This window comes from Lautropia dentalis (assembly GCF_003892345.1).
Lineage (GTDB): Bacteria > Pseudomonadota > Gammaproteobacteria > Burkholderiales > Burkholderiaceae_E > Lautropia > Lautropia dentalis.
Window position 1 is genome coordinate 948,171 of record NZ_RRUE01000002.1, and the last position, 25,365, is coordinate 973,535.

Consider the following 25,365-nt stretch of genomic DNA (forward strand, 5'->3'; position numbering starts at 1 on the left):
TGTCCTTGTATGGCTGCCCGTCCGGAAATGCTCGCCTGTCCGCAAACAGGTGCCTGCCCGGAAGCGGTCGCCGCCTGCCTGGGAACCGTCGTGGTCTGTTCCGGGGTGGGCCGTCCGGGGCTCAGCCGGCCAGGGCGTCCAGTTCGGCTTTCTGGGCGTCGCTCAGGTAGCCCAGCCCCAGCAGGAAGGAGGTGTTGGTCCAGCCAAAGCCGCCGGCCGGCACGTACTCGAACCGGGCACCGACGTTGCCGTATTCGGCATCGACCTTGTGCGACTGTTTTTCCACGTTGAATTTTTCGGTGATCAGGCCGTTGTATTCGACCGCGGCACGAACCAGCATGCGCAGCCAGGCAAAGGCGGCCTGCTGCGCCTGGGCGTCGTAGCCGTAGCGGCGCAGCCCCTCCCAGATCATGATCTGGTGCGGGGCCCAGCCGTAGGGGGCATCCCACTGGCGCTCGGGACCGGGCTGGTTGTGCTTGTCGATGGGGCCGGTGGAGGCGATGCCGCCGCTTTTCAGCAGCTGGGGCAGCTGCGAGGCCACGGCCCGGCGGGCCTCTTCGGGGGTGGCGGCGCCGGCCCACAGCGGCATCAGGTTGCTGGCCGATACGAAGGGCTGCTGCCTCTGGGTGTCGATATTCCAGTCGTACCAGGTGCCGTCGGCCTCGTTCCAGAGGAAGGTCTTCATGAGCTGGCGGCGCTTCTCGGCCTGGGCGCGCCAGTGGCCGGACGGGTAGCTGGCGCCGCGCCAGGTGAATTCGCCGGCCATGTACAGGTCGGTCAGGGCGGCGAGGTCGGTTTCGACGCGGTACAAAATGCTGTTGAGGTCGACGCAGGCCAGGCTGGCGCAGACACCGTCGAAACGGGTGGTGGTGTCCAGACCACTTTCGCGCATGCTGCGGTCGTGCACGAACCAGTTGTCGAGTTCGGGCTCGACGATCTCGCCGCTGTCGTAGCGGCGCTCGAATTCGCGCACGTCCAGGCCGTGACGGTCGGCGTATTTTTTCAGTTCGAAGTCGAAGTGGCCCGGTTCGGTTTCCTTCGGCCGGCCCCTGCCTTCACCGTAGTAGCGTGACAGGCCGGTGCTGGTGAGGTGGGTTTGCGGATTCATCCAGACGTTTTCGTATTCGTCGATGGCAATGCCCAGATGTTCGCGAATCCACGCCAGCGGAACACGGTCACCGTATGCGTCGAGAAAGGCGCGCAGGTACGGGGTGTAGAACGGCGGCTGCGAACGGCTCAGGTAATAGCTGCGGTTGGCATTGAGCATGCGGCCGTAGTGCCTGATCTGGTAGGCCATGTTTTCCAGCATGCCCCGGGCCAGTTCGTACTGGTCGTGGGCAATGAGGCCCAGGCCGATGAAGTAGCTGTCCCAGCCGTACATTTCGTTGAAGCGGCCACCGGGGACGACGTAGGGGACGGGCTGATGGGTGTCGGGGTCGATTTTCAGGGCCAGCAGGCCGGGCCTGTCCTCGATGCTTTCCAGATAGGCGGGGGTGAGCGTGCGCGGCACGGTGAGCACGTCGATGTCTGGATGGGGCGCCGTGATGCGCTGGTAGAAGGCGAGGCTGTCGGGATCGTCCTCCGGCACGTACAGGTACTGTTTTTTGCTGGTGCGCTTTTCGTCGGCCAGGGTGGCGAGCAGGCCGGCCTCGTCGATGCGGCGGGTGAGCGTTTTCCAGTAGTGGTGGCGGATCAGGTGATCGATGCGGGCCAGGGGCTTCTGGGTGATGAGGTCGCTGTCGAGGGTGCCGTCTTCCGACAGCCAGAGTTCCTGCAGCAGGTTGGCCAGCTGGTATGTGCCTTTCACATCCAGCATCTGGCCATGGCGGTCCTTCACGACGAAGTGTTTCGGGCCGGTGTCCTCGATGGTGATGGTCCTGCTGCCGTCGGTGTCTTCCTGGGCGAGCAGGGCGTTCAGGGTGGCTTGCCTGTCGAGATGCAGTTTCATGGTGTTCGTTTTTGTTCTTTATTCGGCCACCGGGGCAACGGGATGGGTGCGTTCGTAGATGTTGATGCTGCGGTTGAGCATCCACAGGGCGATGATCAGCAGGGTGATCGGGATGAGCATGAAATAGAAAGCCCTTGCGCCGCCCACGTGCTCGAACAACATGCCGATGATTCGTGAGCCCAGCGTGCCGCCCAGGGCGGAGAAAATCACGATCAGGCCGGTCATGGCACTGTGCATGTGCTGTGGCAGCGCCGACAGCGTGGCCGACGAGATCAGCGGATAGACCGGCGAGATGAACAGGCCGATCAGCGGGAAGATGAAGCCGATGGCGGGCACGTCCAGCAGGCTGTGGATGGGATCGGCATCGTAGCTGAGGGCCTGCGGCAGCACGAAGGCCACGATGCCCATCGATGCCAGCAGGCAGACGGTGAGCAGCACCACCCATGACACGTGCTTGACCACCTGCCCGGCCACGAAGCGGCCCAGGGCCAGTGACAGGGCCAAAATGCTGGCCATCTGCACGCTCAGCTCACTGGACAGCGACAGCACTTTTTCGTTGAAGGTGGGCAGCCAGGTCATGATGCCCTGTTCGACCATCACGAACAGGAAGGCGCTGAGCACGAAAAAGATCACCAGCGGCAGCGCAATCAGCCGCAGCATGCCGACGAAGTCTTCCTTCAGGCTGGCTTCTTCGTGCACGGGCACCTGCACGCCCACCCGGGAAAAGAGCAGCAGCAGAAAGGCCAGTCCCACCAGTGTGGCCAGCAGCAGATAGACGCGCAGCCAGGCATCCGGATCGTCGGCCTGGAAAAAGGCCGGGAACAGGAAGTAGGCCGAGGCAATGCCCACCATGAAGAAGCCCTCGATGGAACTCATGAAGCTGCTGTGCTCTTCCTTGGTTTTCGTGAAGAGCCCGATCATCGAGTAGACCGAAACCTTGATGAGCGCAAACGACACGCCGATGGTGGCAAACAGCACCTTGGCCGAGTCGAAGCTGTTGCCGAAATACATGTACAGGCAGGCGCAGAACACCATGGCCAGCCCCAGCAGCATGCTGTTCTTGTAGCCAAATTTGGGCAGGAAGGACGCCACCAGGAAGGAGACGATGGCGATGGGGAGATCCTTGAAGGCTTCGAGAATGCTGGCCTGGGTTTCGGTCACGCCATAGTTGTTCAGCGACTGCTTGATGACGATGCCGACGCTGTTGAGCAGGATGGCGAAGACGAAATAATTGATGTAGAGCGCCAGCTTGATACTGCCGTGTTTTTGTGGGGCCATGGTTGTTTTTCTCCGCAGGGGCCGGGGCTGCGGGAAAAACCGGCGCGCCTGGCGCGTGTCATGGACGCATTCGTCCCCGCGCTGATCCTGGCCGCGCGCAGCCTGCGCCGGCCACGGAGGCAGGGGGCATTTTTCCCGGGCTGTGCCCGACAGTGAAATGACTCTACTACAGCTGTCCGGCGCCCTGTCGGGGAAAACCCCGAAACAGTACCTGACTTTTGGTGTACGGTGCCTTGTCAGTACGCCTTGTCAGTACGCGAATCCGGAGCTTGTCGGAAGGGGCGCAAGGATGAAGAAGTTTATGACACGCCCCGGGGCGTGTCATGGACGGACAGGTCCGGGACATGCGCCATTTGCCCCCATTTTTTGCGGTGTCCAGACAGTTTTTTCGGTTGCCGCGCGGATTCGCGTGGTTTCCGGACGGATTTACCCTGCCAGCCCGCCCAGCAGTACATACTTCATATCGACATAATCATCCATGCCGTATTTTGAGCCCTCCCGGCCCAGGCCCGACTGCTTGGTGCCGCCGAACGGGGCGGCTTCGTTGGACAGGGCGCCGGAATTGATGGCCACCATGCCGTATTCCAGTGCCTCGGCCATGCGGATGCTGCGGCCCAGGTCCCGGGTATAGACGTAGGCGGCCAGGCCGAATTCGGTGTCGTTGGCCCAGCGGATGACTTCTTCCTCGGTGCTGAAACGCAGTACCGGGGCCAGCGGGCCGAAGGTCTCTTCCCTGGCCACACGCGCGGTCTGAGGGACGTGGCTGACCAGCGTGGGTTCGAAGAACAGGCCGCCCAGCGCATGCGGCCTGCCGCCGGTGATCAGCCGGCCGCCCCGGGCCACGGCGTCGTCGATGTGTTGGCGCACCCTGGTTACGGCGCTGTCGTCGATCAGCGGGCCGATGGTGACGCCCTCGTCGAGGCCGTTGCCGACCCGGAGCTGCTGCATGGCGTCGGCCAGCTTTTCGACGAAGCGGTCGTGCAGGCCGGCCTGCACGTAGATGCGGTTGGCGCAGACGCAGGTCTGGCCGGCATTGCGGAACTTGGCTGCGAGGGCGCCGCTGACGGCCGCATCGAGATCGGCATCGTCGAACACGATGAAGGGGGCGTTGCCGCCCAGTTCCATCGACACCTTCTTGACGGTGGGGGCGCATTGCGCCAGCAGCAGGCGGCCGGTTTCGGTGGAGCCGGTGAAGGAAAATTTCTTCACGGTGTCGCTGGCGGTCAGTTCGGCGCCGATGGCGCGGGAACTGCCGGTGATCACGTTGAACACGCCCGGTGGCACGCCGGCGCGCTGTGCCAGTTCGCCCAGGGCCAGCGCCGACAGCGGGGTGGCCGAGGCGGGGCGCACGACGAAGGTGCAGCCGGCGGCCAGGGCCGGTGCGGCCTTGCGGGTGATCATGGCGCAGGGGAAATTCCACGGCGTGATGGCGGCGCAGACGCCGACGGGCTGGCGCAGCACCAGGATGCGCTGGCCGGGGGCATTGCCGGGGATGATGTCACCGTAGAGGCGCAGGGCTTCCTCGGCATACCACGCAAGGTAGCTGGCGCCATAGGCGATCTCGCCCCGGGCCTCGGCCAGGGGCTTGCCCTGTTCGGTGCTGAGGATGATGGCCAGGTCGTCGGTGTGTTTGGTCATCAGCCCGAACCAGCGGCGCAGGATGTCGGCGCGCTGCCGGGCGGTGCGGGCGGCCCAGTCCGCGCGGGCGGCTTCGGCTGCGGCAATGGTCCGGCGGGTTTCATCAGCGCCCATGTCGGGCACGTGCGCAACCGTTTCACCGGTGGCCGGGTTGGTGACGGCCAGTGTCTGGCCGCTGTCGGCCGTCTGCCACTGGCCGCCGATGAGGCAGCGGGTCTGCAGCAGGCTGGCATCCTTCAGGTTCATGGGGGTCTCCTTCATCCATCATGTTCACGTGTACCGGCGCCCCGGGCAGGCCGCGGAGCACGCCTGCAGGGGGGCTGGCTGGCCAGAGCCCCGGTTGTCCGGGGCATAGGGTAACGGAGGCAGTCTGCCGGGCCGCTGGTGGGGGGCGCGGCAGGTCCGTGGTCGATCTGCGCCCCTCAGTCCCTGCCCGTGAGCTTGCGCAGCAGCCGCTGCTGGGCGTCGTGTTCGGGCGAGAGCAGCTCGCCGCCCAGCCGGTAGTTGCCTGCGCTGTCCATGTGCCAGGCGGCGGTATCGGGCTGCAGGTAATTGAGCAGTCCTTCTTCCAGCACGCGGCGTTTGAGGGTGCTGTCGCGCAGCGGGAAGGCCACTTCCACGCGGCGAAAGAAGTTGCGCTCCATCCAGTCGGCCGAGGCCAGCCAGAGCGGCTCCTTGCCATCGCCCCAGAAGTAGTAGATGCGGCTGTGCTCCAGAAAGCGTCCGACCACGGAGCTGACGCGGATGTTTTCCGACAGGCCCGGAATGCCGGGGCGCAGCGCACAGACGCCGCGCACGATCAGGTCGATCTGCACGCCGGCGCAGCTGGCTTCGTAGAGTGCCTCGATGATGCGTTCTTCCAGCAGGGCGTTCATCTTGGCGATGATGCGGGCCTTGCGTCCGGCCTGGGCCGCTTCGGTTTCGCGCTGGATGGCCTGCAGGATGGTGCCGTGCAGCCGGAACGGCGCCTGCAGCAGCGCCTTCAGGCCACCGGCCGTACCCAGGCCGGTCAGGCGCCGGAATACTTCGTGCACGTCGCTGCAGATTTCCTCGTTGGCGGTGAAGAGGCCAAAATCTTCATACAGCCGGGCGGTGCGCGGATGATAGTTGCCGGTGCCCAGATGGGCGTAGCGGCGCAGGCCCTCCGGCTCGCGGCGGAGCACCAGCGCCAGCTTGGCATGGGTCTTGTGGCCGACCACGCCGTACACCACGTGCACGCCCACCTCTTCGAGCTTGGCCGCCCAGTTGATGTTGGTTTCCTCGTCGAAGCGGGCCATCAGCTCCAGCACGACGGTGACTTCCTTGCCGGCCCGGGCCGCCTCCATCAGCGATTCCATCAGCACCGAATCGGCGCCGGTGCGGTAGATGGTCTGCTTGATGGACACCACCTGCGGATCGCGTGCCGCGCTGCGCAGGAAGTCCATCACCGGATGGAAGGATTCGTAGGGGTGGTGCAGCAGCACGTCACCGGCGGCAATGACGCTGAAGAGATCCTTTTTCTGCAGGCTGGCGGGCTGGCTGGGCGTGAACGGCGGAAACAGCAGGTCCGGCCGCTCGACCAGCTCGATGACCTTCGTGTAGCGGCCCAGGTTGACGGAACCATCGACGAAGTAGCAGTCGTCCTCGTCCAGGTCGAATTCCTTGCGCAGCCGCTCGGACACCTCGGACCCGGTGTCGGCCGTCATTTCCAGCCGCACGCCATGGCCCCAGGGACGCTGGCCCAGTTCGTCGCTCAGGGCACTGCGCAGGTTGGTCATTTCTTCCTCGTCCACGAACAGGTCGCTGTTGCGGGTGAGGCGGAACGAGCACTGGCTCTTGACGGTCAGCCCCGGGAACAGCTCGTTCATGAAGCCCTTGATGACCGACGACAGCAGCAGGATGCCGTGTGGCACACCGGTCACCTCCGGCGGCACCCGGAAGGCCTGCGGCAGCACGCGCGGCGCCTGCACGATGGCCAGACCCGGACGGCGGCCAAAGGCATCGCGCCCGTCCAGTTCGACGGCAAAGTTGAGCGTCTTGCTGGAAATGCGCGGGAAAGGGTGGGCCGGGTCCAGTGCGATGGGCGTGAGCAGCGGCTCGATCTCGCGCATGAACACCTCGTGGGCCCAGGCACGCAGCGGTTCGGTCCAGTCGGCGGGGAAGAAGATCTGCACGCCCTCTTCGCGCAGCGCGGGCAGGAGGTCGTGCTTGAGCACGCGGTACTGGCGCTCGACCAGCTCGCGGGCGCTGGCGGCCAGGTTGCCGATGCTGTGGCGGGCACCGGCGGCCAGCGGGCTGTTGCTGCTGGCGATTTCCTTCAGCTCGGCCACGCGGATCTCGAACAGCTCGTCCAGATTGCTGGCGACGATGGTGATGTAGCGCAGCCGCTCCAGCAGCGGGACGCTCTCCGATTCGGCCAGGGTCAGCACGCGGCGGTTGAAGGCGATGATGCCCTGCTCGCGGTCCAGCGGCGGGGGCAGGGCGGGGGTGGTGGTGTCGTTCACGCTCGGGATCCTCGGTTGCTGCCAGTTTAGCGCCTGCGGGCGCCGGGGCAAGTGGTCCCGGTACCACGCGCCAGCGGCCGTGCCTTGAAGCCATTGAGGACTCTGCGGCCCGTCCTGTCCTGCACGCCCGGGGCCAGCGCGGGGACGAACGAGTCCATGACACGCTCTTCAGGTATCGGGTGAGGAACTCGTTGCCCCTGGTCGTGCCCTTTGGGCGGGCACGTGGGCGAATGGTGGCTTTTTGTAGCAGAATGCAGTTCGACGCATTTCAGAGATGAATCGATGAGCGCTTCACTGCCGAGGCGGCCCCTGGCAGCCGTGGATCTGGGGTCCAACAGCTTCCGCCTGCTGCTGGCCGAGATCGACCAGTCGTCTGCGGGCCCCCAGTTGCGCATTCTGGACCAGATCAAGGAGTCGGTCCGGCTGGGCGCCGGGCTGGACAAACACTTCGACCTGTCCGACGAGGCCCGCCAGCGGGCGCTGCAGGCCTTGGGCCGCTTTGCCGAGCGGCTGGAGGGGCTGGAGCTGGAGGGCTTCCGGGCCGTGGCCACCAACACCTTCCGGGTGGCACACAACATCGGCCCCTTTCTGAAGGAGGCCAGTGCGGTACTGGGCCACCCCATCGAGGTGGTGGCCGGGCGTGAGGAGGCCCGCCTCATCTATCTGGGCGCGGCGCACGGTCTGCCGCTCGATCACCAGCTGCGGCTGGTCATCGACATCGGCGGCGGCTCCACCGAGTGCATCATCGGCATCGACGACCAGCCCAAACGGCGTGAATCGCTGCAGATCGGCTGCGTGTCGCTCACCCAGCAGTTCTTCAGCAGCGGCAAGATCTCCCGCGCCATCCTGCGCAAGGCCCGGCTGCACTGCGGCGAGCGGCTGGCCGAGCACGTGCATGCCTTCAGGCGGCTGGGCTGGCAGTATGTGGTGGGCACCTCCGGCACGGCCAAGGCGCTGCTGGCGCTGGTCAATGCCAACTTCGGCCATACGGCCATCACCCGCGAGGGGCTGGAACAGCTGGAACAGCTCTGTCTGAGTGCCGGGCATGTGGACGCGCTGGCCGACCTGCCCGGGCTGCGTGCCGACCGGCAGCCGGTCATCGTGGGCGGACTGGCCGCCATGCAGGCGGTGTTCGACGAGTTCGGCATCGAGGCCATGGGCTACTGCGACTCGGCCCTGCGCGAGGGCATCCTGTACGACCTGCTGGGGCGCGAGTCGGGCTCCGACCAGCGTGAGATCACCATCAGCCATCTGGTCGAACGTTACCGGATGGACGATTCACACGGCCGGCAGGTGGCCGAGGTGGCCTGTGCACTGCTGGCCGAGCTGAAGGGCTCGCGCACGCAGGTCAATGTGCAGCTGGCCACCGAGGTGTCGGAAACCGGCAAATCGGACGAGAAGGCCGCCGTGGCCGCCATCCGGGCCGGCACGGCCGCCGATGACACCGGCGCCTCGCAGGCCGGGGCTGGCGATGCCACCGGGCTGGCGGCGGCGGCCGATGCCGCGGCCAGCGGCGGGCTGGTCGACATGGGCGGCCGGCCGCTGCCCTGCGAGGCCGAGAGCCTGATCTGGGCGGCCCGCATCCGCGAGATCGGTTCGTTCATCGCGCACGACAACGCGCACCGCCACGGCGCGTATATTCTGGCCAACGCCGATCTGCCGGGGTTCTCGGCCATGGAGCAGCAGGAGCTGTCCATGCTGGTGCTGGGCCAGAGCGGCAAGCTCAAGAAGGTGCTGGCCATGGAGCCGACCATGGCCCAGTGGCAGATGGTGCTGTGTCTGCGACTGGCGGTCATTCTGCAGCGCCGCCGCGATGGCCGGCAGACGCCCATCACCATCCGGGCGCTGCCGGGTGGGCCGGAGGCCGGCTGGGTGATTTCGCTGCCTGCCGAATGGGCCGAGCAGCACCCGCTGACCGACCAGTCGCTGCGCGATGAGATCGAGGAATGGGGCCGCGTGGGCGTGTTCCGGGATGTGAGCTATGTGCTGGTGGGGGGATCGCCGGCGGTGGAAGAGGGGTGAGCAGGGGCTTGCCTTCCTGTTGACTGGCACAATGCCTTGATGTGAAGGGGCCTGTGCAGGATCGTTTTTCCCATGCCAAAGGTAGACAGGACAATGAACGACGAGGACAAAGGGGCTGCTGTGTCCGGCAACGACACCACGCCTGAACCGGACACTTCCCATCATGGGCACGGTGCGGACGGGGAGCACGACGAGTTTCTGAAAACCCCGCAGGGCGGGATGGATGCGCGCTATCTGAAGGAGCTGGAGGAATTTCTGGAGGCCGAGGCCGAGATGGCCCGTCAGGGCGTGGACCTGCTGGCCGATCCGGAATACCGCTCGCTGCGCGAGATGTACATCGATGGCGACATCGACCGGCAGGAATTCGTGGCTCGCGTGGAGGCGCTGGCCGAGTCGCGCCCCGAGGATGAGGGGGTGAGCTTCACGGCGCTGGATGAGGCGGAGGCGGCGCTGGCGGGGGATGAGGATGAGTTGGGCGATGATGACGAGCCGTTCGGTGTAGATAATGATGTCTGAAGGAGTCCTTTCATGCAGATAAACCGCTTGATTCTGAAGAATTGGCGCAATTTCAAGGCTTTTGATGCTCGATTTCAGGATGTGAGTTATCTGTTGGGGCCGAATGCATCGGGGAAGTCGAATTTGCTGGATGTATTCAGGTTTCTGCGCGATATCAGCAAACCAAAGGGGGGCGGGCTGCAGAGTGCGGTGGATGACAGGGGTGGTATCGTAAAAGTCAGGTGCCTGCATGCACGTAACGATACTGAGGTGTTGATTGATGTTCACCTTTCCGATGATGGCGATGATGGCGATGAAGGGGGGGGGTCATGGAGATACGTCCTTGGTTTCAAGCCAGAGGGGAAGGGGGCTCAGCGGATTCTTGTTTCGAGGGAACAGGTCTGGGAGGGTGAGCAGAGGATAATCAATCGCCCCGACGATGACGATGTCAGGGATCGTGCCCTTTTGACTCAAACCAGGCTCGAGCAGATCGCGGCCAATGCACGGTTCAGGAAGCTGGCGGAGTTTTTTGGAAATATCACTTATCTTCATCTGGTCCCCCAATTGTTGAAATTTTCGGAACAGATTGGAGGGAATCGACTCGAAAACGATCCTTTTGGTCAGGGGTTTCTGGACCGTATTGCAAGGACTCCGGAAAAAACGCGTGATGCACGCCTTCGGAAAATCGGCGAGGCGCTGTCCTTGGCGGTTCCACATTTCAAGGACTTGCGTTTCGTGAGGGACGAGGTTGGGCGTCCTCACCTTGAGGCAATGTATCAGCATCACAGGCCGAAGGCCGGGTGGCAGACGGAGGAGCAGTTTTCCGACGGCACGTTGCGCCTGATAGGTATTTTGTGGTCATTGCTTGAAGGAAGTTCCATGCTGTTGATGGAGGAGCCCGAGATTTCTCTGAATAATGAGGTGGTCAGGCAGATTCCTGTGATCATTGATCGCTTGCAGCGGGGTCGAAAGCGAAAACGTCAGGTTGTGATCAGCACTCATAGCGAGGCGATGCTGGACAACAAGGGTATTGATGGACGTGGGGTGATTCTTCTGGTTCCCGCAAGCGAGGGGTCAGGAGCCAGGGGGCTGACGGATGACGAGCTTCAGATGCTTGTGGATGGGCTTTCTGTCGCAGAAACAATTCTTCCGATGACGCGGCCAGGGCGTGTGGAGCAATTGGGATTGTGGAAGTGAGGGGTATTGTGCTGGCAACCGAGGATGAACTCAGTGAGGCCATTGGTTGCCGCCTGATCGAGGATAGTCACTTTGCCGGCGCTTCTTTGCGAAAATTGAGGCGTGACGGTGCCGGGTACTTGTACAGTGGTATGGATAAATGGCGACAGGTGGCTGCCCGGCAGCCGGTTTTGATTATTACCGATCTCGATGATCGCCATTGTCCTTTGGCTCTTTTGAATGATTGGCGCGGTGTACGTGGTGCCCTTCCTGATAACCTGCTGCTCCGTGTTGCGGTTCGCGAGATAGAATCCTGGGTTATGGCGGATCATGAAGGCATGCGGAGTCTCATTGGCAATAAGGGAAAGCTTCCTCCCGACCCCGACTCGCTTCCGGATCCCAAGAGCCATCTGCTCAAGTTGGCAGAATATGCTCCCCGCGCCATCAGGGTTGACCTCGTGATCAAGAAGGGAGCCAAGGCAAGCCAGGGCTTGGGATACAACACGCGCCTGACGGAGTGGGTGAGGACAGTGTGGTCACCCGAACGGGCTGCAGAGCGCTCTCCCAGTCTGGCACGCGCGCGCCGAGCACTGGCCCAATTAGGGAAGTGACGGCATCGGCAGTGCCGGCCGCCTGTTGATGACCTGCGCGTTCATCGGGTATAACAGGCATTCACCATAAGGGACGGTCTGACACCGGCGTGGTCGGCTGGGGAGGAGGCGATCTTGAAGCAGGAGATTCCAAAGAAATCTGTCGGTGTGGCTGCGCAATCCTGCCGCGCCAGTGTCCTCGGCGTCTTCGCCGGCGGCCTGACCGTCATCGGCGAGACTGGACACCTGACGGGCATGTGCAAGCGCCGGCAGGTGGGAGCGGTTGCGGTGGGAATCGAGGGGCTGGCTGGTGACCAGATCGCCGATCTGCGTTTTCATGGCGGCCCCGACAAGGCGGTGCACCTCTATGCCGTCGAGCATTATGCGCAGTTGTGCGAGACCTTTCCGGCACCGGATGAGGCGTTTGGCTGTGGCAGTTTTGGCGAGAACCTGTCGCTGCAGGGGCTGCCGGATGACGAGGTCTGCATTGGCGATGTGTACACAGTCGGCTCGGTGGTGCTGCAGCTGAGCCAGCCGCGCAGCCCATGCTGGAAGCTCAATGCCCGCTTCGGGGTGCCGACGCTGTCGCGCTACATTCAGGACGAACGCATGACGGGCTGGTATGCGCGGGTGATGGAACCGGGGGTGGTGGCCGAAGGGGATGTGCTGGCGCTGGCCGAGCGGCAGTCAGATGCCTGTACGGTGGCGGAATTCTGGGATCGGGTGCTTGGCCGTGAGCCGGATGTCGATGCGTTGCAGGCGCTGGCCGAGTCGGCAGGGCTGGCCGTTGACTGGCGCCGGCGGTTGATGCAGCGGGTGCAGTGGTTGCGGGAGCACGCCAGTTGCCCGTGAAGGGAGCCTCCGGGATGGCCTCATCTGGGTGATAGTCTGCGAGGAAATCCTGGCTTTACCGGGTCCGGGCTGCTGGCAGTCGGCTGTCATGATACGCTCCGGTCAAGGGCGGGGTTTGGTGGGAAGGACCAGCAGCCAGATAACAGAATAACCAGGAGACACCATGAACACACTGCTCAGCGGTCTGCCCATTCTTGCGGTGGTGGTTTCGCTGCTGGCGGGCATCAGTGCCCTGCGTGCGGCCTGGCTGGGGCTGGCAGCGACCCTGCTGGCGGTTGTGCTGGCGTTCCCCGTGGCGTCGTCTTCCATCTGGCCGGCGGTGGTGCGCTGGACGCCCATCGTGCTGGAGGTGCTGCTGATCATCGGCGGCGGCCTGTGGATGTCACAGGTGCTGCAGCATTCGGGCGCACAGGCGGATCTGGCGCGCTGGATCCGTGATCGTGCCGGACCGGGCATCGGCACGGTACTGCTGATCGTGCACGGCATCACGCCGTTTGCCGAATCGATGACGGGCTTCGGGATCGGCATCACCATCGGCATCCCGCTGCTCGCCCATGCGGGCCTGCCGCCCCGCAAGGTTGCCCTGATCGGGCTTCTGGGGCTCTCCACCGTGCCCTGGGGGTCCATGGGGCCCGGTACCCTGATCGGGGCCAACATGGCCGGGCTCTCCTTTTACGATCTGGGCATGGGGTCGGCCCATTACAGCGTGCTGCCCTTCGTGGTGACCGGTGTGGTGGCCGCCTGGCTGGCCGCGGCGCCGCATGAACGCATCCGGGCGTGGCTGCTCGGCACGGCATCCGGGCTTCTGCTGTGGGCCGTCATCTACGTGTCCAACTGGCTGTTTGGCACGGCGCCGGCGGGGGCGCTGGGTGCGTCGCTCGTCACCGCGCTCTATCTGGGGATCGGGGGGCGTGGCCGGGGCGAGCTTTCTCCGTCCGCTCGACGCTGTCTGATCACCTATGCCCTGTTGCTGGGCGGGGTGCTGGCTGCCACCCTGTGCATCAGGGTGCTCGGCCTGCCGCCCGCGTGGCGCTATGTGGCCTCGCCGGCCTTGTGGCTGTTCGTGGCAACCCTCTGGTTCACGGGTGGCCGGCTGGACGCCCAGCCCCGGCTCAGTGCCTGGCATTCATGGCAGCGGGTGGCGCCGGTCACCGGGCTGTTCATTCTGGTGGGGATTGTGATGGCCGTTTCCGGCATGGCTGCCTGGCTGGCGCATGCCCTGGCTGAAGGGGGGCGCATCTATCTCGGCATCGGCCCATTCGTGGGGGCCGTCAGCGGTTTCATCACGGGTTCGACCTCGGGGGCCAATGCCATGCTGGCCACCACCCAGGCGGAGATCGCCCGGGCGCTGGGTGTGGATGTGCTGGCCTTTATGTCCATCCACAATGTGGCGGCTGCCTTTTTGCTGATGGCTTCGCCAAGCAAGGTGGAGCTGGCGGTGCAGCTGGCGCCGCCGGGGGCGGTGCCGGAGCTGCGATGGGTGCAGGTGAGTGTGCTGGCTGTTGGGCTGGTGGTGGTGTCGGGGCTGGCTGTGTGCGGCATGTTGTTGTGGGCGGCGTGAGTGTGTCATGGACTCATTCATCCTTGCGCTGGCTCCAGCCGTATACTGACAGGGTGCCATGCGTGGGCATGCAATGCCTGTAATGACTCAGCGGAACCTTCACGGTTCAGGCCACCAAAGCGTAAACTTTGGCGGTGGTCTTCATGTGAAGTGCCCGACGTGGGGACTGCGGGCTGTAGAACCGTATCCATTCATCTGGCACACGGTGTCGCGCCAGTGATCAGCCCCTTCGACGGGCGCATCCTTTCACGGCCTCGCTGCAGAAAAGGTCATGAACGCAAACCAGGAGCATCTGTCAGGCCGGTTCATGCTGGTGCCCGTCGATGTCATGAAAAAGCCAGCAGGCGAGCCACAAGGCCAGCAGGGCACCCCCAAAATCTGCGACCATGAAGGCGGGCACATCACGCAACCGTATTCCAGAGAAGGTATCGGTAAATGCCCGGGCAAGTACAACAGCAGGGTTGGCGAAAGAAGTGGATGCTGTAAACCAGTAGGCAGCGGATATATAGCCGCCCACCAGCATCGGAACCGCATCGGCCTTGACACGCAGCCCGGCAAGAATCGTAAAAACGAGCCCAAAAGTTGCGACGACCTCTGAAATCCACTGTGACGGCCTGGCCCGGACCTTGTCTGAAAGCTGCGACAACGGCATGTCGAACATGGCATGGGCAAGCCATGTTCCGAGTATGGCGCCCCCCAGCTGCATGAGTACGTACAGTGTGGCTGGCTTTACCGCAATCTCCCGGCGCAGACCAAATGCCAGAGTGACAGCAGGGTTAAAGTGCGCACCGGATATTGGCCCCATCACAGTGATGAGTACGAACAGAATGGCACCCGTGGGCAGCGTGTTACAAAGCAGCGCAACGGCAGGATCTGTACTCAGCCGATCAGCCATGATGCCAGACCCAACGACCGTGGCAAGAAGAATACAGCTACCCAGTGCTTCTGCCGCCATGCGGCGATAGAGACAGTCGTTCATTTGTCATTCTCCCCCATTGTATAAATGTCACCCACAGCAGGAAGACCTGCCCACGGGAACCCGAGAGTCATCGGAGGCAGGATTCGGGTCAGCACAGTCCTCAAAACGCCCGAGATGGCGAGATCTGTCACCGAAGACCCGAAAGTGTTTCGCATAACGGGTGTCTGCGAGCATCATGGCAGTATTGCCACACACCAGCTTTGCCCTGCCGGTTTCGAACATGTGACCGTCATCAAGCATGAACTCCTGTTCATGCCCATCCATGGTGCCAAGATAGACGGCAGCCTGACCGTAATCCTCGCACTTGTCTTCCAGGGGGAGCTTGAAAACCCGGTAAAGACGGGATTCGAGTTGTGCGCGCCCAATACTTCTGCGAAACTCCTCGTTTCGGACAATCTTGCGGTAACTCCGTACGGCGCGTACTTCGCGGACACCGAGATCTCGCATCATGGAATGAAAGTCTCCGGAGTACATCACATCTCCGATACATTCAGCGACAAGGACGGGGTCGTCTCGCAAGGATGGGTCAAGCCGCCGATCTGAAAAGATATCCGAAAAATACAGCTCACCACCGGGTCTCAGAACACGCAGAATTTCCTTGAGAACCCGTTCCTTCGCCGTCGAAAGATTGATGGCACAGTTTGACACAACAACGTCAACGCTATTGTCCTCAATTCCCGCAGTCGCCAGGTCCTCCATAGTTCCGACCAAAAATTCGACATTGGGTCTGTCGTAACCAAAAACCTGCATGTGCCAGTCTGTCATTCTTTTGGCAAAGGTGATGGGTTCCTGTGTTGCGTCGATCCCGATGACGCTCCCTGATTGACCTACAAGCTGCGAAAGCGAAAAAACATCTCGTCCGGAACCGCAGCCAATATCAAGAACACGTGCACCCTCCAGTGCAGGCGGCACCAGAATGCCGCAGCCGTACGAACGTGACAGGACCTCCGGATGCAGCTTGGCGTATACATCTGCCTCTCTGTGTGAAGTTGTCTCCTCGATGGTACATACGTTGGATTTAAGGTCATTCGATGTAGACAACGATTTTCCGTAATAGTTTGTCATGTCATCGACTCTGGACTGGATGCTATTGAAGGATGGCATGATTTCCTCCTCTTGTGAACGATTTGCTTCAATGCAGAGCCTTGGTTGCCTGCTGCAAGGCTCCTGCCTATGGAAACGGGTGCCGCCATCCATGAAATGACGACACCTCGCGTTTTATCAGTCAACGATGAACGGCACTGACGCTTCCGTCTTCAACCCTGACGAGTTCATCCGCATCTGCAACGTTGCTCATGTCGTGCGTCACGATGATCACTGCCGTACCTTGCTCCCTGGCCAACGCATATACGCGTTCCATGACCTGGCGCCCGGTCTTCTCATCGAGTGCGGAAGTGGGTTCGTCCAGTACGAGTACGGAGGGCTTGCGCAGCAACGCGCGTGCCAGGGCCACACGCTGCCTCTGCCCTCCCGAGATGCTTCCTCCCCGTTCGCCAACCGTTCTGTCAAGATCGTGAGGCCCGGACAGCAACTCGTCAGAGATTTCCGCAGCCCTTGCTGCCGCCATGATGTCATCGTCCCGGGCATCATCAAGGCCATAGGCAATGTTGTTACGCAAACTGTCGTGAAACAGGATCGTGTCCTGCGGAACGATGGCAAGACGCTGGCGATAGCTCGCAACGTCGATATCCGGAAGAGGCACGCCATTGATGAGGATTTGTCCTTCCTGCGGTGTATAGAGCCCGAACAGCAGTCTCAGGAGCGTGGATTTTCCTGCCCCGGTCGTGCCAACGACTCCCAGCACCTTGCCGGGCTCAATCCTCAGATTGACATGTGACAGAATCTGCTTGCCTTCTTCGCCAAAACCGAATGAAACATTCTCAAAAACGATGGGAAGAACTGGGCCGACATTTGAAGCCGGACGGCCATGCGCACTGGAAGGTGGCTTCTCGCCTGTCTCATCAGGTAGCTTGGAATCCACCATCTCGAACATGCCGCTCAGGTCAGTGAGCGAAAAACGTATCTGCCGGTAGACGAAACCCAGCATGCCCAGCGGTGTGAACACTTGCAGCAGGTAGATGTTGACCATCGAGAACTGGCCTATCGTGCTTGACCCGTCAAGTACGCCCATCCCCACTGTCAGCAACTCGACCAGAAGAACCAAGGCAATGATGGCCGCCTGTCCCATGTTGACCAAAGCCAACCCGCGTGCGCTCACCACCGAGGCATCTTCATACTGCCTCAGTGCATGCGCATACCGCTGCACTTCATGGTGCTCTGCCGAATGCAGCTTGATGATTTCTGCGTTCATGATGGCGTCAACGGCGACGCCTTTTGCCGTATTTTCGGCCGTGTTCATGGCCTTTCGATGTGACAATCGCCATTCTGTCACCCACACCGTGAACAACACATACAGTACTGCGGATCCCACAATGACAAGCGCGTGCCAGGGCGAAAGAAAAATGGCAATGGCCACCGACGAAACGAGTATCTCGAACATCGTCGGCAGCATGTTGAACAGAAGGTAGTCTGTCAGGGAGCTGACCGACCGTACACCACGATCAACCTTCTGCTGAACCTCTCCAACCTTGTTGTTCAGAAAGAAGCTGTAGTCAACTGCCAGGATCCGGCGAAACACGTCCGTGGCAATTGCCCGGCGCGCCTGGTGCAACACACTGACAAATGCGACATCACGAAACTGAATGAGAACAACGCTGACAAGACGCCCCAACGCGTAGATTGCGATCAGCAGCAAAACCAGGTCAACGGTGTTTCCCCCTCCTTCTGAACCATGCGTGAAGTCGTCGATGATGGTTTTGTATGTGACAGGAAGTCCCGCGACGATCAATTTTGCCGTGATCATCGCCGTCAGCGCCATCATGATGCGACGCTTCATGAGGGTGCCGTCTCGTGTCCAGAAGAAACTCATGACACGCCGCAGCACCGCAATATCCTGCTTCATGCTTCCTGCTCCCATACAATCAGGAAGGAATCACGCAGAGGGGCTCCCTGAAGGGGATGCCCAACAGCGTTTTGCGGGGGGCATGCGAATGTCAACCCCCGCGTAGTTACCAAAAGCCCGTGATACTGCCGCCTGTGTGTCAGATCACGGTACGTTGAATATCTTGATGACAGATGCAGTCCGGGCCACATCCTTCATCAACATCCTCCTGACTGGTCGTAACAAAGAACTCCCATCGATAGCCGTCAGGGTCAGCGCACCAGAACTTGTCCTGTCGTGCATAGCAGCAGGCAACGCCATCTTCCGTCAATATGCTGAATCCCGCCTCGCTCAGTCGGTTGAAGTTCTTTTCCAGATCATCATGCGAATCCAGCTGGATTCCAAAGTGGCCTTCTGGGAGAACGTTGTTTGGAAATTCATTGATGGCGAAGTTGATCGCCGGCTCGTGCACCTCAAACTTGGCATACCCTTTTTCCATCCTGACCGGATCTGCATCGAAAATATGCCTATAGAAATTGGCGGATTTCCATAGATCATTCACATTTATGCTGATGTGAAGACGCTGATCTGTCGGAAAATCGACAACACTGTCCATGACGGGTGCATCCCCAGTCTGCGTCTTATCGTTTTTGACAGTCCCTTCCATATTACACTCCCTTATAATCACAATAGTTGCTGGCAAGTCATTTTGGTAATATTGCCTTCTATACACGGGGCGCCGTAGTACACGCCTGCTGGTGTGTGTTTGTCCCGGTCACGCAGAAAGCGGACTGTGCATCATGACCATGTACACCCACCCGTCTTCGGGTCATAGCAGATACAGTCGCAGTCCGACGTGCACGCGGCATTTGGGGCGTTTCCCGTTGACACAAAAATCTCCCAGTGATATCCATCCGGATCCACCGTCCAGACCTTCGTCTGCACCGAGTAGCAACAGGCCACCTCCTCTTCTTTCTGCTTGATTTTTACGCCGGCCTTCTTCAGGCGCTCACCAACCTCTTCAACCGTAGCGCTGGATTTGACCTGTATGCCGAAGTGGCCGTCCCGTTTCTTCGGGCTCGGGAACTCAAGCAATGCCACATTCATGGGCGGATCACTGGATTCGAACTTGGCATAATCGACGCGTCTTTTCGAAGGTGGCATGCCGAAAAGGTTTGAGTAGAAGGCAGTGGATGCCTCGATGTCGTTGACGTTGATGTTGATGTGAGGACGCTTGTTCCATCCCTTGCTTGCGGAAAATGACGATTTATCCATGTTCATGACTCCTCCCTGATAATGGACATTTCGTTCATGCTTTCACATGCGCCAGAGACTTCCTCCCGCGCATGTCAGGCGAAGTTGCACGGGCAGTTGACGCAGCTCTCGACATCGTCGCCGCAGCCTCCTCCGACATCCTGCTCGATCACAACAAAAAGCTCCCAGCCATTTCTGTCCTGATCCTCTACCCAGATCTTGTTCTGAACGGAGCCACAGCACTCCACATCGTTCTGGGTGACCTTCAGGCGCACGCCAATTTCGGCGAACCGGCGCTGGTAGTCTGTCAGCGCGGCGGATGATTTCATCTGGACACCGAAGTGTCCATGGTTTCCCGGTGGTTTTTCCTGCTTTCCATGTTGCTCCACGAGTCGCAAGGACATTGGTGGATTTGATGCCCGAAACACTGCATGCCCGTCCGCCAGGACCTGTGGCCGGATTCCCAGCAGTGCCTGATAGAAACTCAGGCCGTCTTTCAATGAAGAAACAGGAATTTCGATGTGAGGAACAATCATTGCCAATCTCCATCATGAGGGCATGCAATACAAGTGACTGGGTCTGGATCCGCTCCCGCAGACTTTGGCTTCATCGCTCACGCCCTGATTTGGGTGAGCATGACGACAACGACCCGCAGTCGCAGGGGCTGCCGACGCAGCAGTTTTCCGAGAGAAAGCCGATCAGGTTCGAAGCGGTCTGATAGTTGGCCACATAGATGACAAAGCGCCCCTCCTGCCGGGACAGGACCATGTTGGCATGCAGCAGCTCCTTGAGATGAAAGGACAGCGACGATGGCGGGATACCCAATTCAGTGCTGATCCTTCCGGCAGCCAGACCCGCCGGCCCTGCACGCACCAGCAGACGAAAAACGGAGAGACGTGATTCCTGTGCAAGTGCTGCCAGTGCGGCAACGGCATTCGATGTTTCCATATTTCAATAATAGTCGAAATAAAAGGGTCGCATAACCCACTATTTTTGACAGTGCCTGGCCGGCAGAAGCCGATTCGTTCAGATACCGGAGGGCGTATCGTCCGCCCTCCGGACAGGTCGCCTCACATCGAGGCCGCTTTACATCGGGGGCTGCTTCACCTCAGGAAGAAATACGCCCACAGCGTCAGCAGGATGATGCACAGCACGTTGAGCACCATGCCCACGGCCATCATCTCGCGCTGTCTGATCAGGCCGGTACCGAACACGATGGCGTTCGGCGGGGTGGCCACCGGCAGCATGAAGGCGCAGGAGGCACCGATGCCGATGACCAGCACCAGCGCTTCCTTCGGCAGGTTGAGCTGGGTGGCGATGCTGGCGAACACCGGCACCAGCAGCGCGGCCGAGGCGGTGTTGCTGGTGAACTCGGTGAGGATGATGATGAAGGTGGTCACCGCCAGAATGACGAAGAACGGATCGGTGGTGGTGAAGCTGGAGGCCAGTGCCTGACCCAGCGCCAGCGAGGCGCCGGACTTGTCGAGCAGGCTGCTGAGGGTGATGCCGCCGCCGAACAGCAGCAGCACGCCCCAGTCGGTGTTGGCGGCCACGTCCTTCCAGGTGACGAGGCCCATGGCCACGACGGTCACGGCGGCTGCCAGCGCCACCACGGTGTCCGGGGCGGCGATGCCGAAGGTGGCCTTGATCTGGGTGCCCATGATCCATGCAATGGCGGTGATGATGAACACCAGCATGGTCAGCACGCGCGGCAGGTTCCAGGGGATGGGATCACCGCTCACGTCGATCTTCATCTTCAGGTTCGGACGCAGCACCACGTACATGGAAAACAGCACGAGCGGGGTGAGTGCCAGCATCATGGGCAGGCCATATTTCATCCAGCCGGCAAAGTCCAGGTCCAGCGCCTTGGCGGCAATGGCGTTCGGGGGCGAGCCCACCAGCGAGCCCAGGCCGCCGACGCTGGAGGCGTAGGCAATGCCCAGCAGTACGAAGACGAAGGTCTTGCGGTCTTTCTCGCGGTCGAGGTGGGCCATCATGCCCATGGCCAGCGGCAGCATCATCGCGGTGGTGGCGGTGTTGCTGATCCACATGGACAGGAACGAGGTGACACAGAACAGCGCCATGACTGCGATGAGCAGGCTGCCGCGCGACAGCGAGATCAGCCACAGGGCGATCTTGCGATCGAGCTTCTGCACGTGCAGGGCCGTGGCCAGCGCAAAGCCGCCGAAGAAGATGTAGATAATGGGGTCGGCAAAGCCGGCCAGGGCGGCCTTGGTGTCCATGCCCTTGATACCGCTGACGGCGGCCAGGACGGGCACGATGATGGCGGTGACGGTGATGTGCAGCGCCTCGGTGAACCACAGGATGGCGATGAACACCAGAATGGCCAGGCCCATGTTGGCGCTGGGCTCGTAGGGCAGGGCGTGGTAGGTGGCCCACGAGACCAGTGCGCCGATGGCCATGGTGATCAGGGACTTGTGCGTCCCCTGGGGGAACAGCGACGGGTTGTTGAGCGGGGCTTCCTCGGCCGTTTTTTGCATGATGTCTCCGTTTGCGCTGGGCGGGAGTCAGTTATGAATTCTGATTCTGCTGACCCAAGTATAGAGGGCGCCTTTCATGCGGGAGTACGCCCCAGATCAAACTGTGTTCATGTTCACGATATCAGCCGTCGAGCGGCGGGGATGCAGGGGGGCGGGCTGGGGTTTTCCCTGATGGGCTGGCGGTATTGCCGGGATGTGCCCTGTCAGGGAGGTGGTGCGCTGCCTGGTGGGCCTGTCAGGGAGATACCCACCAAAGGTTGATCCGTGCGCGCAATATCAATTCCCGGGCCGGGTGTGCCTGTCAGGGAGATGCCCCCCAAAGGGAACAGCCCCAGATGCCGCGATGGTCAGGGGCTGTTCGGTTGAGGGGGCTTGGCCAGTCGTTTACGACCGGCTGGTGCGTGCCGGCTTCACCGGTGGTTGCGGGCCGGCCGCGTGTGCGTCGACTGGATGTACATCTCTTCCGGGCAGGTGTGTCCGGTGGCGCAGGGTGTGCCGCCGTCAGCGGTGCGGATCGGTACCCAGCATGCAGATGGCGCGCACGACGAAGGTGCTGGGCACCTTGGCATCGATGGGGATGCGCTGGGTGGAGAACTGGTTCAGCGAGGTCAGGTTGTCCTTGGCGCGTTTGACGCGGTAGCTGCCGTCGCTGTTCTCCACGCCTTCGCCGCGCAGTGAGGTGGCCGGGGCGATGGGGGCACCTTCACATAGCACGGCCAGTTCCTGGATGCGGGCACCGCTGCTGGATGGGCGAACTTCGCGGGTGATGGCGGTGAAATAGGTGTATTTGTTGTCGAGTTTGTGCTCTTTCAGGCTGTTGCGGTCCACATAGATCAGCTGCTGCTCGCGGTACCGGGTGCCCTGCGGGCTTTCGTAGACGGCGGCCCAGTCGGGTTTGCCGTCGTCGCGCCGTACGGTTTCGGCCTTGCCGGGGTCGGCATCCATCTGCGAGCGGGCCATGGATTCGCCGTCCACGGGCCGGCGCCCGTCGTGCATGGGGGCGTGCGGATCGGCAGAATCGACGACGCCGGTGGAGGCGCAGCCGGCGAGAAGGCCCGTCAGCAGCAGGGCAGCGGAGGCGGTCGCAGGGAGAAGACGCATGGATTTGTCCGGTTCGGATTGAGAAACGGGATAATCGTAGCGTGACACGGCCGGTTGTGGACGGCAAAGCATGGCCGTTTTTTTGCTAAATCCTTTTGCTGGTTGCCAAGTGTTTGATTTTGTGACAGAAAGACTGGTGGACGGTGGAAAAGGCTGTCTGATGGCTGGCTGATCGGGGGCACGATGCAGAACCTGGAACAGGAACGATGAGTACGGAATGGGCGACGCTGGCCGGGCCGGTGGAGTCGGAGCTGGTCATAAAGAAAAGCCGCTTTCTGGGGCGGGTGATGCCGGTGAGTGGCCGCACGGAGGCCTATGCCGAGGTGGCACGACTGAAGGATCTGCATCCGGGGGCGGTGCACGTATGCTGGGCGCTGCTGGCCGGCGGACAGTCGGCGGCGGTGGACGATGGCGAGCCCAGTGGTACGGCCGGCCGGCCGATGCTGGATGTGCTGCGTCACCAGCAGCTCGAAGGCGTGCTGGCCACGGTGGTGCGCTACTTTGGGGGCATCAAGCTGGGGGCGGGCGGGCTGGTGCGGGCCTACACGGACACCGTGGCCACGGCGCTGCAGCAGGCCGAGCGGGTGCCGATCATCCGGCAGGTGGTGCTGGGCTGCCGGATCGGCTATGAGCTGGAGGGCAGTCTGCGCCGCGAGCTGGCGGCCCGGGGCGGCGTGCTGCAGGAGGTGGCCCATGGGGCCGACGTGACGGCCTGGCTGCAGCTGCCCGACCCGGAGGCAGAGGCTTTTCGCCACTGGCTGGATGATGCCGGGCATGGCCGGGTGCAGTGGCTGGCGCCGGATGAAGCGGAAGAGGTCTGACAGCACGCCCCGGAAGGCGCCATCCCGTCGTACCCGGCTGCTGGTGTCCGGCCCGCTGATGTCCGGTCGTTGATGTCCGGTCGTTGATGCCCGGTCGTTGATGCCCGGTCGTTGATGCCCGGTCGTTGATGCCCGGTCGTTGATGCCCGGTGATTTGGTAGCGGCGGAAATACCCGAGACAGAACAGGGGCCTTATCGAGTCGGTGATATTGGCATTTAAGATAAAGTGACATTCTGTCGGTGTTCGGCGCGTTCATGCGCGATGGACCCCGGGGCACCCATGCACCATGCTGCCCAGGCTGGTCGGGGGCCCCTAACTGTTCTCTTTTCGAGGAGTGCCTCATGAAACGTTCTGCCATTTCCGTCGGGATCATCGCCATGCTGTCGGCCGGTTCGGCCATGGCCTGGGAAACCACGCTGCTGGATACGGACAAGCCGATGGCCGCCCAGCACATCACCAGTGCGAAGCTGGGGATCAAGGCGGCCAAGCCGTTCTCGGTGACCACGAAGCGTCTGCATGGTGGCCGTCAGGAAGGGGTGACGCTGGTGGAGATTGATACCGGCGCGATGAAGATCACCGTGGTGCCCACCCGGGGCATGAACGTGCTGCATGCGGTGGCCGGCGATGTGCGGCTGGGCTGGGATTCGCCGGTGAAGCAGGTGGTGAACCCGGCCTTCATCGAGCTGAACGGCCGCAACGGGCTGGGCTGGCTGGAAGGCTTCAACGAGCTGGTGACCCGCTGCGGCTATGAGTGGGTGGGCCACCCGGGTGAGGACACCGATGGCACGCTGCTGACGCTGCACGGTCTGGCCGCCAACACGCCGGCCACGAAGGTGGTGCTGTCGGTGGACGAGAAGCCGCCCTACACCATCCGTCTGAAGGGCGAGCTGAAGCAGCAGGCTTTCAAGAAGGTGGACTTCGTGATCGACACCGAGCTGAACACGGTGCCGGGCGCCACCGAGTTCACGGTGCACGACAAACTGACCAACCAGGGCGACTACGCGAAGGAATACCAGGCGCTCTATCACAGCAACTTCGGTACGCCGCTGCTGGAAAAGGATGCGAAGTTTGCCGCCCCGGTGCGTGAGGTCTCGCCGTTCAACGACTATGCCAAGGCCGACCTGCCCACCTGGCAGACCTATCGTGCTCCAACGAAGGACTATGACGAGACCGTCTACAACGTCTTCCCGTATGGGGATGACGATGGCAACACGCTGGCGGTGCTGCACAACGCCAAGGGTGAACTGGGTGTGAGCCTGGCCTTCAACATCAACCAGCTGCCGGCCTTCTCGCTGTGGAAGAACACCGATACCGAAGGGCAGGGCTATGTGACGGGTCTGGAGCCGGGTACGAGCTTCTCGTACAACCGCCGCTACCAGCGTGACCTAAAGCTGGTGCCAACCATCGGGCCGAAAGAGAGCCGTGAATTCATGATTACCTACACGCTGCTCTCCGGCAAGGCGAAGGTGGACGATGCGCTCAAGCGCGTCGAAACCATCCAGAATGGCCGTGAAACCACGGTTCGCGAAGAGCCGCTGGTGGCCCTGCCCAAGCACTGAGCCTGCAACCGGACCCTGTTGCATTGAAAACGGCACCACATGGGTGCCGTTTTCCGTTATCTTTGCGCCTTGTTGCGGCGTGTGACCGTCTGTCGCCCGACGACGGCCGTTCGTGACCGTCCTCTCCCTCCTCTGCTGCGCCCCGCTCCGGTGAGGGCGTCTTCT

21 protein-coding genes are annotated in these 25,365 nt (G+C 61.9%); 8 read left to right on the forward strand and 13 right to left on the reverse strand.

The window, feature by feature from the left end:
* Positions 1-121: 121 nt before the first annotated feature.
* The 4 genes from EHV23_RS11820 to ppk1 form a co-directional block, all read right to left on the reverse strand.
* Positions 122-1,948, reverse strand: a complete 1,827-nt coding sequence (locus EHV23_RS11820; protein WP_125096256.1) for a trehalase family glycosidase — start codon at positions 1,946-1,948, stop codon at positions 122-124.
* An 18-nt stretch (positions 1,949-1,966) separates the two neighbouring features.
* Complete coding sequence (locus tag EHV23_RS11825; protein ID WP_125096257.1) at positions 1,967-3,226, reverse strand: MFS transporter; 1,260 nt, start codon at positions 3,224-3,226, stop codon at positions 1,967-1,969.
* Between the two features lie 426 nt (positions 3,227-3,652).
* Positions 3,653-5,110, reverse strand: a complete 1,458-nt coding sequence (locus tag EHV23_RS11830; protein ID WP_125096258.1) for an NAD-dependent succinate-semialdehyde dehydrogenase — start codon at positions 5,108-5,110, stop codon at positions 3,653-3,655.
* 176 nt (positions 5,111-5,286) lie between these two features.
* A complete protein-coding gene (ppk1, locus tag EHV23_RS11835) occupies positions 5,287-7,347 on the reverse strand; it encodes a polyphosphate kinase 1 (RefSeq protein WP_125096259.1) in 2,061 nt (686 codons plus the stop codon).
* Between the two features lie 282 nt (positions 7,348-7,629).
* Between ppk1 and EHV23_RS11840 the strand changes: the two genes are divergently transcribed.
* From EHV23_RS11840 to EHV23_RS11865, 6 genes are all read left to right on the forward strand, one after another.
* Positions 7,630-9,369, forward strand: a complete 1,740-nt coding sequence (locus tag EHV23_RS11840) for a Ppx/GppA phosphatase family protein (RefSeq protein ID WP_125096260.1) — start codon at positions 7,630-7,632, stop codon at positions 9,367-9,369.
* Positions 9,370-9,441: 72 nt separating this feature from the next.
* On the forward strand, positions 9,442-9,885 hold the full coding sequence (locus EHV23_RS11845; protein ID WP_125096261.1) for a hypothetical protein: 444 nt from the start codon (positions 9,442-9,444) through the stop codon (positions 9,883-9,885).
* 12 nt (positions 9,886-9,897) lie between these two features.
* A complete protein-coding gene (locus EHV23_RS11850) occupies positions 9,898-11,061 on the forward strand; it encodes an AAA family ATPase (RefSeq protein WP_125096262.1) in 1,164 nt (387 codons plus the stop codon).
* The gene (locus EHV23_RS11855; RefSeq protein ID WP_125096263.1) at positions 11,058-11,651 is read left to right on the forward strand and encodes a hypothetical protein; all 594 of its coding nucleotides are present in this window, start codon (positions 11,058-11,060) and stop codon (positions 11,649-11,651) included. Before EHV23_RS11850 ends, EHV23_RS11855 begins: the two co-directional genes overlap by 4 nt.
* Positions 11,652-11,765: 114 nt before the next feature.
* Positions 11,766-12,482: an MOSC domain-containing protein gene (locus EHV23_RS11860; protein ID WP_125096264.1), complete on the forward strand. Its 717-nt coding sequence runs from the start codon at positions 11,766-11,768 to the stop codon at positions 12,480-12,482.
* A 163-nt stretch (positions 12,483-12,645) separates the two neighbouring features.
* Positions 12,646-14,043 carry an L-lactate permease gene (locus EHV23_RS11865; protein WP_125096265.1) on the forward strand — a complete coding sequence of 466 codons (1,398 nt, stop codon included), beginning with the start codon at positions 12,646-12,648 and terminating at the stop codon, positions 14,041-14,043.
* Between the two features lie 295 nt (positions 14,044-14,338).
* Here EHV23_RS11865 and EHV23_RS11870 read toward each other — a convergent pair whose 3' ends face one another.
* The 9 genes from EHV23_RS11870 to EHV23_RS11910 all read right to left on the reverse strand — a co-directional run bounded on the left by EHV23_RS11870 (position 14,339) and on the right by EHV23_RS11910 (position 22,819).
* Positions 14,339-15,022: an aquaporin gene (locus EHV23_RS11870; protein ID WP_125096266.1), complete on the reverse strand. Its 684-nt coding sequence runs from the start codon at positions 15,020-15,022 to the stop codon at positions 14,339-14,341.
* Between the two features lie 27 nt (positions 15,023-15,049).
* Positions 15,050-16,126 carry a methyltransferase domain-containing protein gene (locus tag EHV23_RS11875; protein WP_125096267.1) on the reverse strand — a complete coding sequence of 359 codons (1,077 nt, stop codon included), beginning with the start codon at positions 16,124-16,126 and terminating at the stop codon, positions 15,050-15,052.
* A 121-nt stretch (positions 16,127-16,247) separates the two neighbouring features.
* On the reverse strand, positions 16,248-17,984 hold the full coding sequence (locus tag EHV23_RS11880; RefSeq protein ID WP_158615958.1) for an ATP-binding cassette domain-containing protein: 1,737 nt from the start codon (positions 17,982-17,984) through the stop codon (positions 16,248-16,250).
* 139 nt (positions 17,985-18,123) lie between these two features.
* Positions 18,124-18,579, reverse strand: a complete 456-nt coding sequence (locus EHV23_RS11885) for an ArsI/CadI family heavy metal resistance metalloenzyme (protein WP_158615959.1) — start codon at positions 18,577-18,579, stop codon at positions 18,124-18,126.
* Positions 18,580-18,761: 182 nt separating this feature from the next.
* Positions 18,762-19,238: an ArsI/CadI family heavy metal resistance metalloenzyme gene (locus EHV23_RS11890; RefSeq protein WP_158615960.1), complete on the reverse strand. Its 477-nt coding sequence runs from the start codon at positions 19,236-19,238 to the stop codon at positions 18,762-18,764.
* Positions 19,239-19,312: 74 nt separating this feature from the next.
* Positions 19,313-19,753, reverse strand: a complete 441-nt coding sequence (locus tag EHV23_RS11895; protein ID WP_125096271.1) for a VOC family protein — start codon at positions 19,751-19,753, stop codon at positions 19,313-19,315.
* A gap of 70 nt (positions 19,754-19,823) precedes the next feature.
* Positions 19,824-20,165, reverse strand: coding sequence for an ArsR/SmtB family transcription factor (locus tag EHV23_RS11900; protein ID WP_125096272.1), 342 nt, complete (start codon positions 20,163-20,165; stop codon positions 19,824-19,826).
* Positions 20,166-20,320: 155 nt separating this feature from the next.
* Complete coding sequence (locus tag EHV23_RS11905) at positions 20,321-21,718, reverse strand: SLC13 family permease (RefSeq protein ID WP_125096273.1); 1,398 nt, start codon at positions 21,716-21,718, stop codon at positions 20,321-20,323.
* Between the two features lie 501 nt (positions 21,719-22,219).
* The gene (locus tag EHV23_RS11910) at positions 22,220-22,819 is read right to left on the reverse strand and encodes a hypothetical protein (protein ID WP_125096274.1); all 600 of its coding nucleotides are present in this window, start codon (positions 22,817-22,819) and stop codon (positions 22,220-22,222) included.
* Between the two features lie 206 nt (positions 22,820-23,025).
* On the opposite strand from EHV23_RS11910, the gene EHV23_RS11915 reads away from it, so the two are divergent.
* On the forward strand, positions 23,026-23,640 hold the full coding sequence (locus EHV23_RS11915; protein ID WP_125096275.1) for an IMPACT family protein: 615 nt from the start codon (positions 23,026-23,028) through the stop codon (positions 23,638-23,640).
* A 342-nt stretch (positions 23,641-23,982) separates the two neighbouring features.
* Positions 23,983-25,200 carry an aldose 1-epimerase family protein gene (locus tag EHV23_RS11920; protein ID WP_125096276.1) on the forward strand — a complete coding sequence of 406 codons (1,218 nt, stop codon included), beginning with the start codon at positions 23,983-23,985 and terminating at the stop codon, positions 25,198-25,200.
* Positions 25,201-25,365 lie beyond the last annotated feature (165 nt).

Bases quoted from the DNA above. Each gene is read 5' to 3' on its own strand.
- EHV23_RS11820 (WP_125096256.1), bottom strand. From the start codon at position 1,948: ATGAAACTGCATCTCGACAGGCAAGCCACCCTGAACGCCCTGCTCGCC.
- EHV23_RS11825 (WP_125096257.1), bottom strand. From the start codon at position 3,226: ATGGCCCCACAAAAACACGGCAGTATCAAGCTGGCGCTCTACATCAAT.
- EHV23_RS11830 (WP_125096258.1), bottom strand. From the start codon at position 5,110: ATGAACCTGAAGGATGCCAGCCTGCTGCAGACCCGCTGCCTCATCGGC.
- EHV23_RS11840 (WP_125096260.1), top strand. From the start codon at position 7,630: ATGAGCGCTTCACTGCCGAGGCGGCCCCTGGCAGCCGTGGATCTGGGG.
- EHV23_RS11845 (WP_125096261.1), top strand. From the start codon at position 9,442: ATGCCAAAGGTAGACAGGACAATGAACGACGAGGACAAAGGGGCTGCT.
- EHV23_RS11850 (WP_125096262.1), top strand. From the start codon at position 9,898: ATGCAGATAAACCGCTTGATTCTGAAGAATTGGCGCAATTTCAAGGCT.
- EHV23_RS11865 (WP_125096265.1), top strand. From the start codon at position 12,646: ATGAACACACTGCTCAGCGGTCTGCCCATTCTTGCGGTGGTGGTTTCG.
- EHV23_RS11870 (WP_125096266.1), bottom strand. From the start codon at position 15,022: ATGAACGACTGTCTCTATCGCCGCATGGCGGCAGAAGCACTGGGTAGC.
- EHV23_RS11875 (WP_125096267.1), bottom strand. From the start codon at position 16,126: ATGCCATCCTTCAATAGCATCCAGTCCAGAGTCGATGACATGACAAAC.
- EHV23_RS11880 (WP_158615958.1), bottom strand. From the start codon at position 17,984: ATGAAGCAGGATATTGCGGTGCTGCGGCGTGTCATGAGTTTCTTCTGG.
- EHV23_RS11885 (WP_158615959.1), bottom strand. From the start codon at position 18,579: ATGGACAGTGTTGTCGATTTTCCGACAGATCAGCGTCTTCACATCAGC.
- EHV23_RS11890 (WP_158615960.1), bottom strand. From the start codon at position 19,238: ATGGATAAATCGTCATTTTCCGCAAGCAAGGGATGGAACAAGCGTCCT.
- EHV23_RS11895 (WP_125096271.1), bottom strand. From the start codon at position 19,753: ATGATTGTTCCTCACATCGAAATTCCTGTTTCTTCATTGAAAGACGGC.
- EHV23_RS11900 (WP_125096272.1), bottom strand. From the start codon at position 20,165: ATGGAAACATCGAATGCCGTTGCCGCACTGGCAGCACTTGCACAGGAA.
- EHV23_RS11905 (WP_125096273.1), bottom strand. From the start codon at position 21,718: ATGCAAAAAACGGCCGAGGAAGCCCCGCTCAACAACCCGTCGCTGTTC.
- EHV23_RS11910 (WP_125096274.1), bottom strand. From the start codon at position 22,819: ATGCGTCTTCTCCCTGCGACCGCCTCCGCTGCCCTGCTGCTGACGGGC.
- EHV23_RS11915 (WP_125096275.1), top strand. From the start codon at position 23,026: ATGAGTACGGAATGGGCGACGCTGGCCGGGCCGGTGGAGTCGGAGCTG.
- EHV23_RS11920 (WP_125096276.1), top strand. From the start codon at position 23,983: ATGAAACGTTCTGCCATTTCCGTCGGGATCATCGCCATGCTGTCGGCC.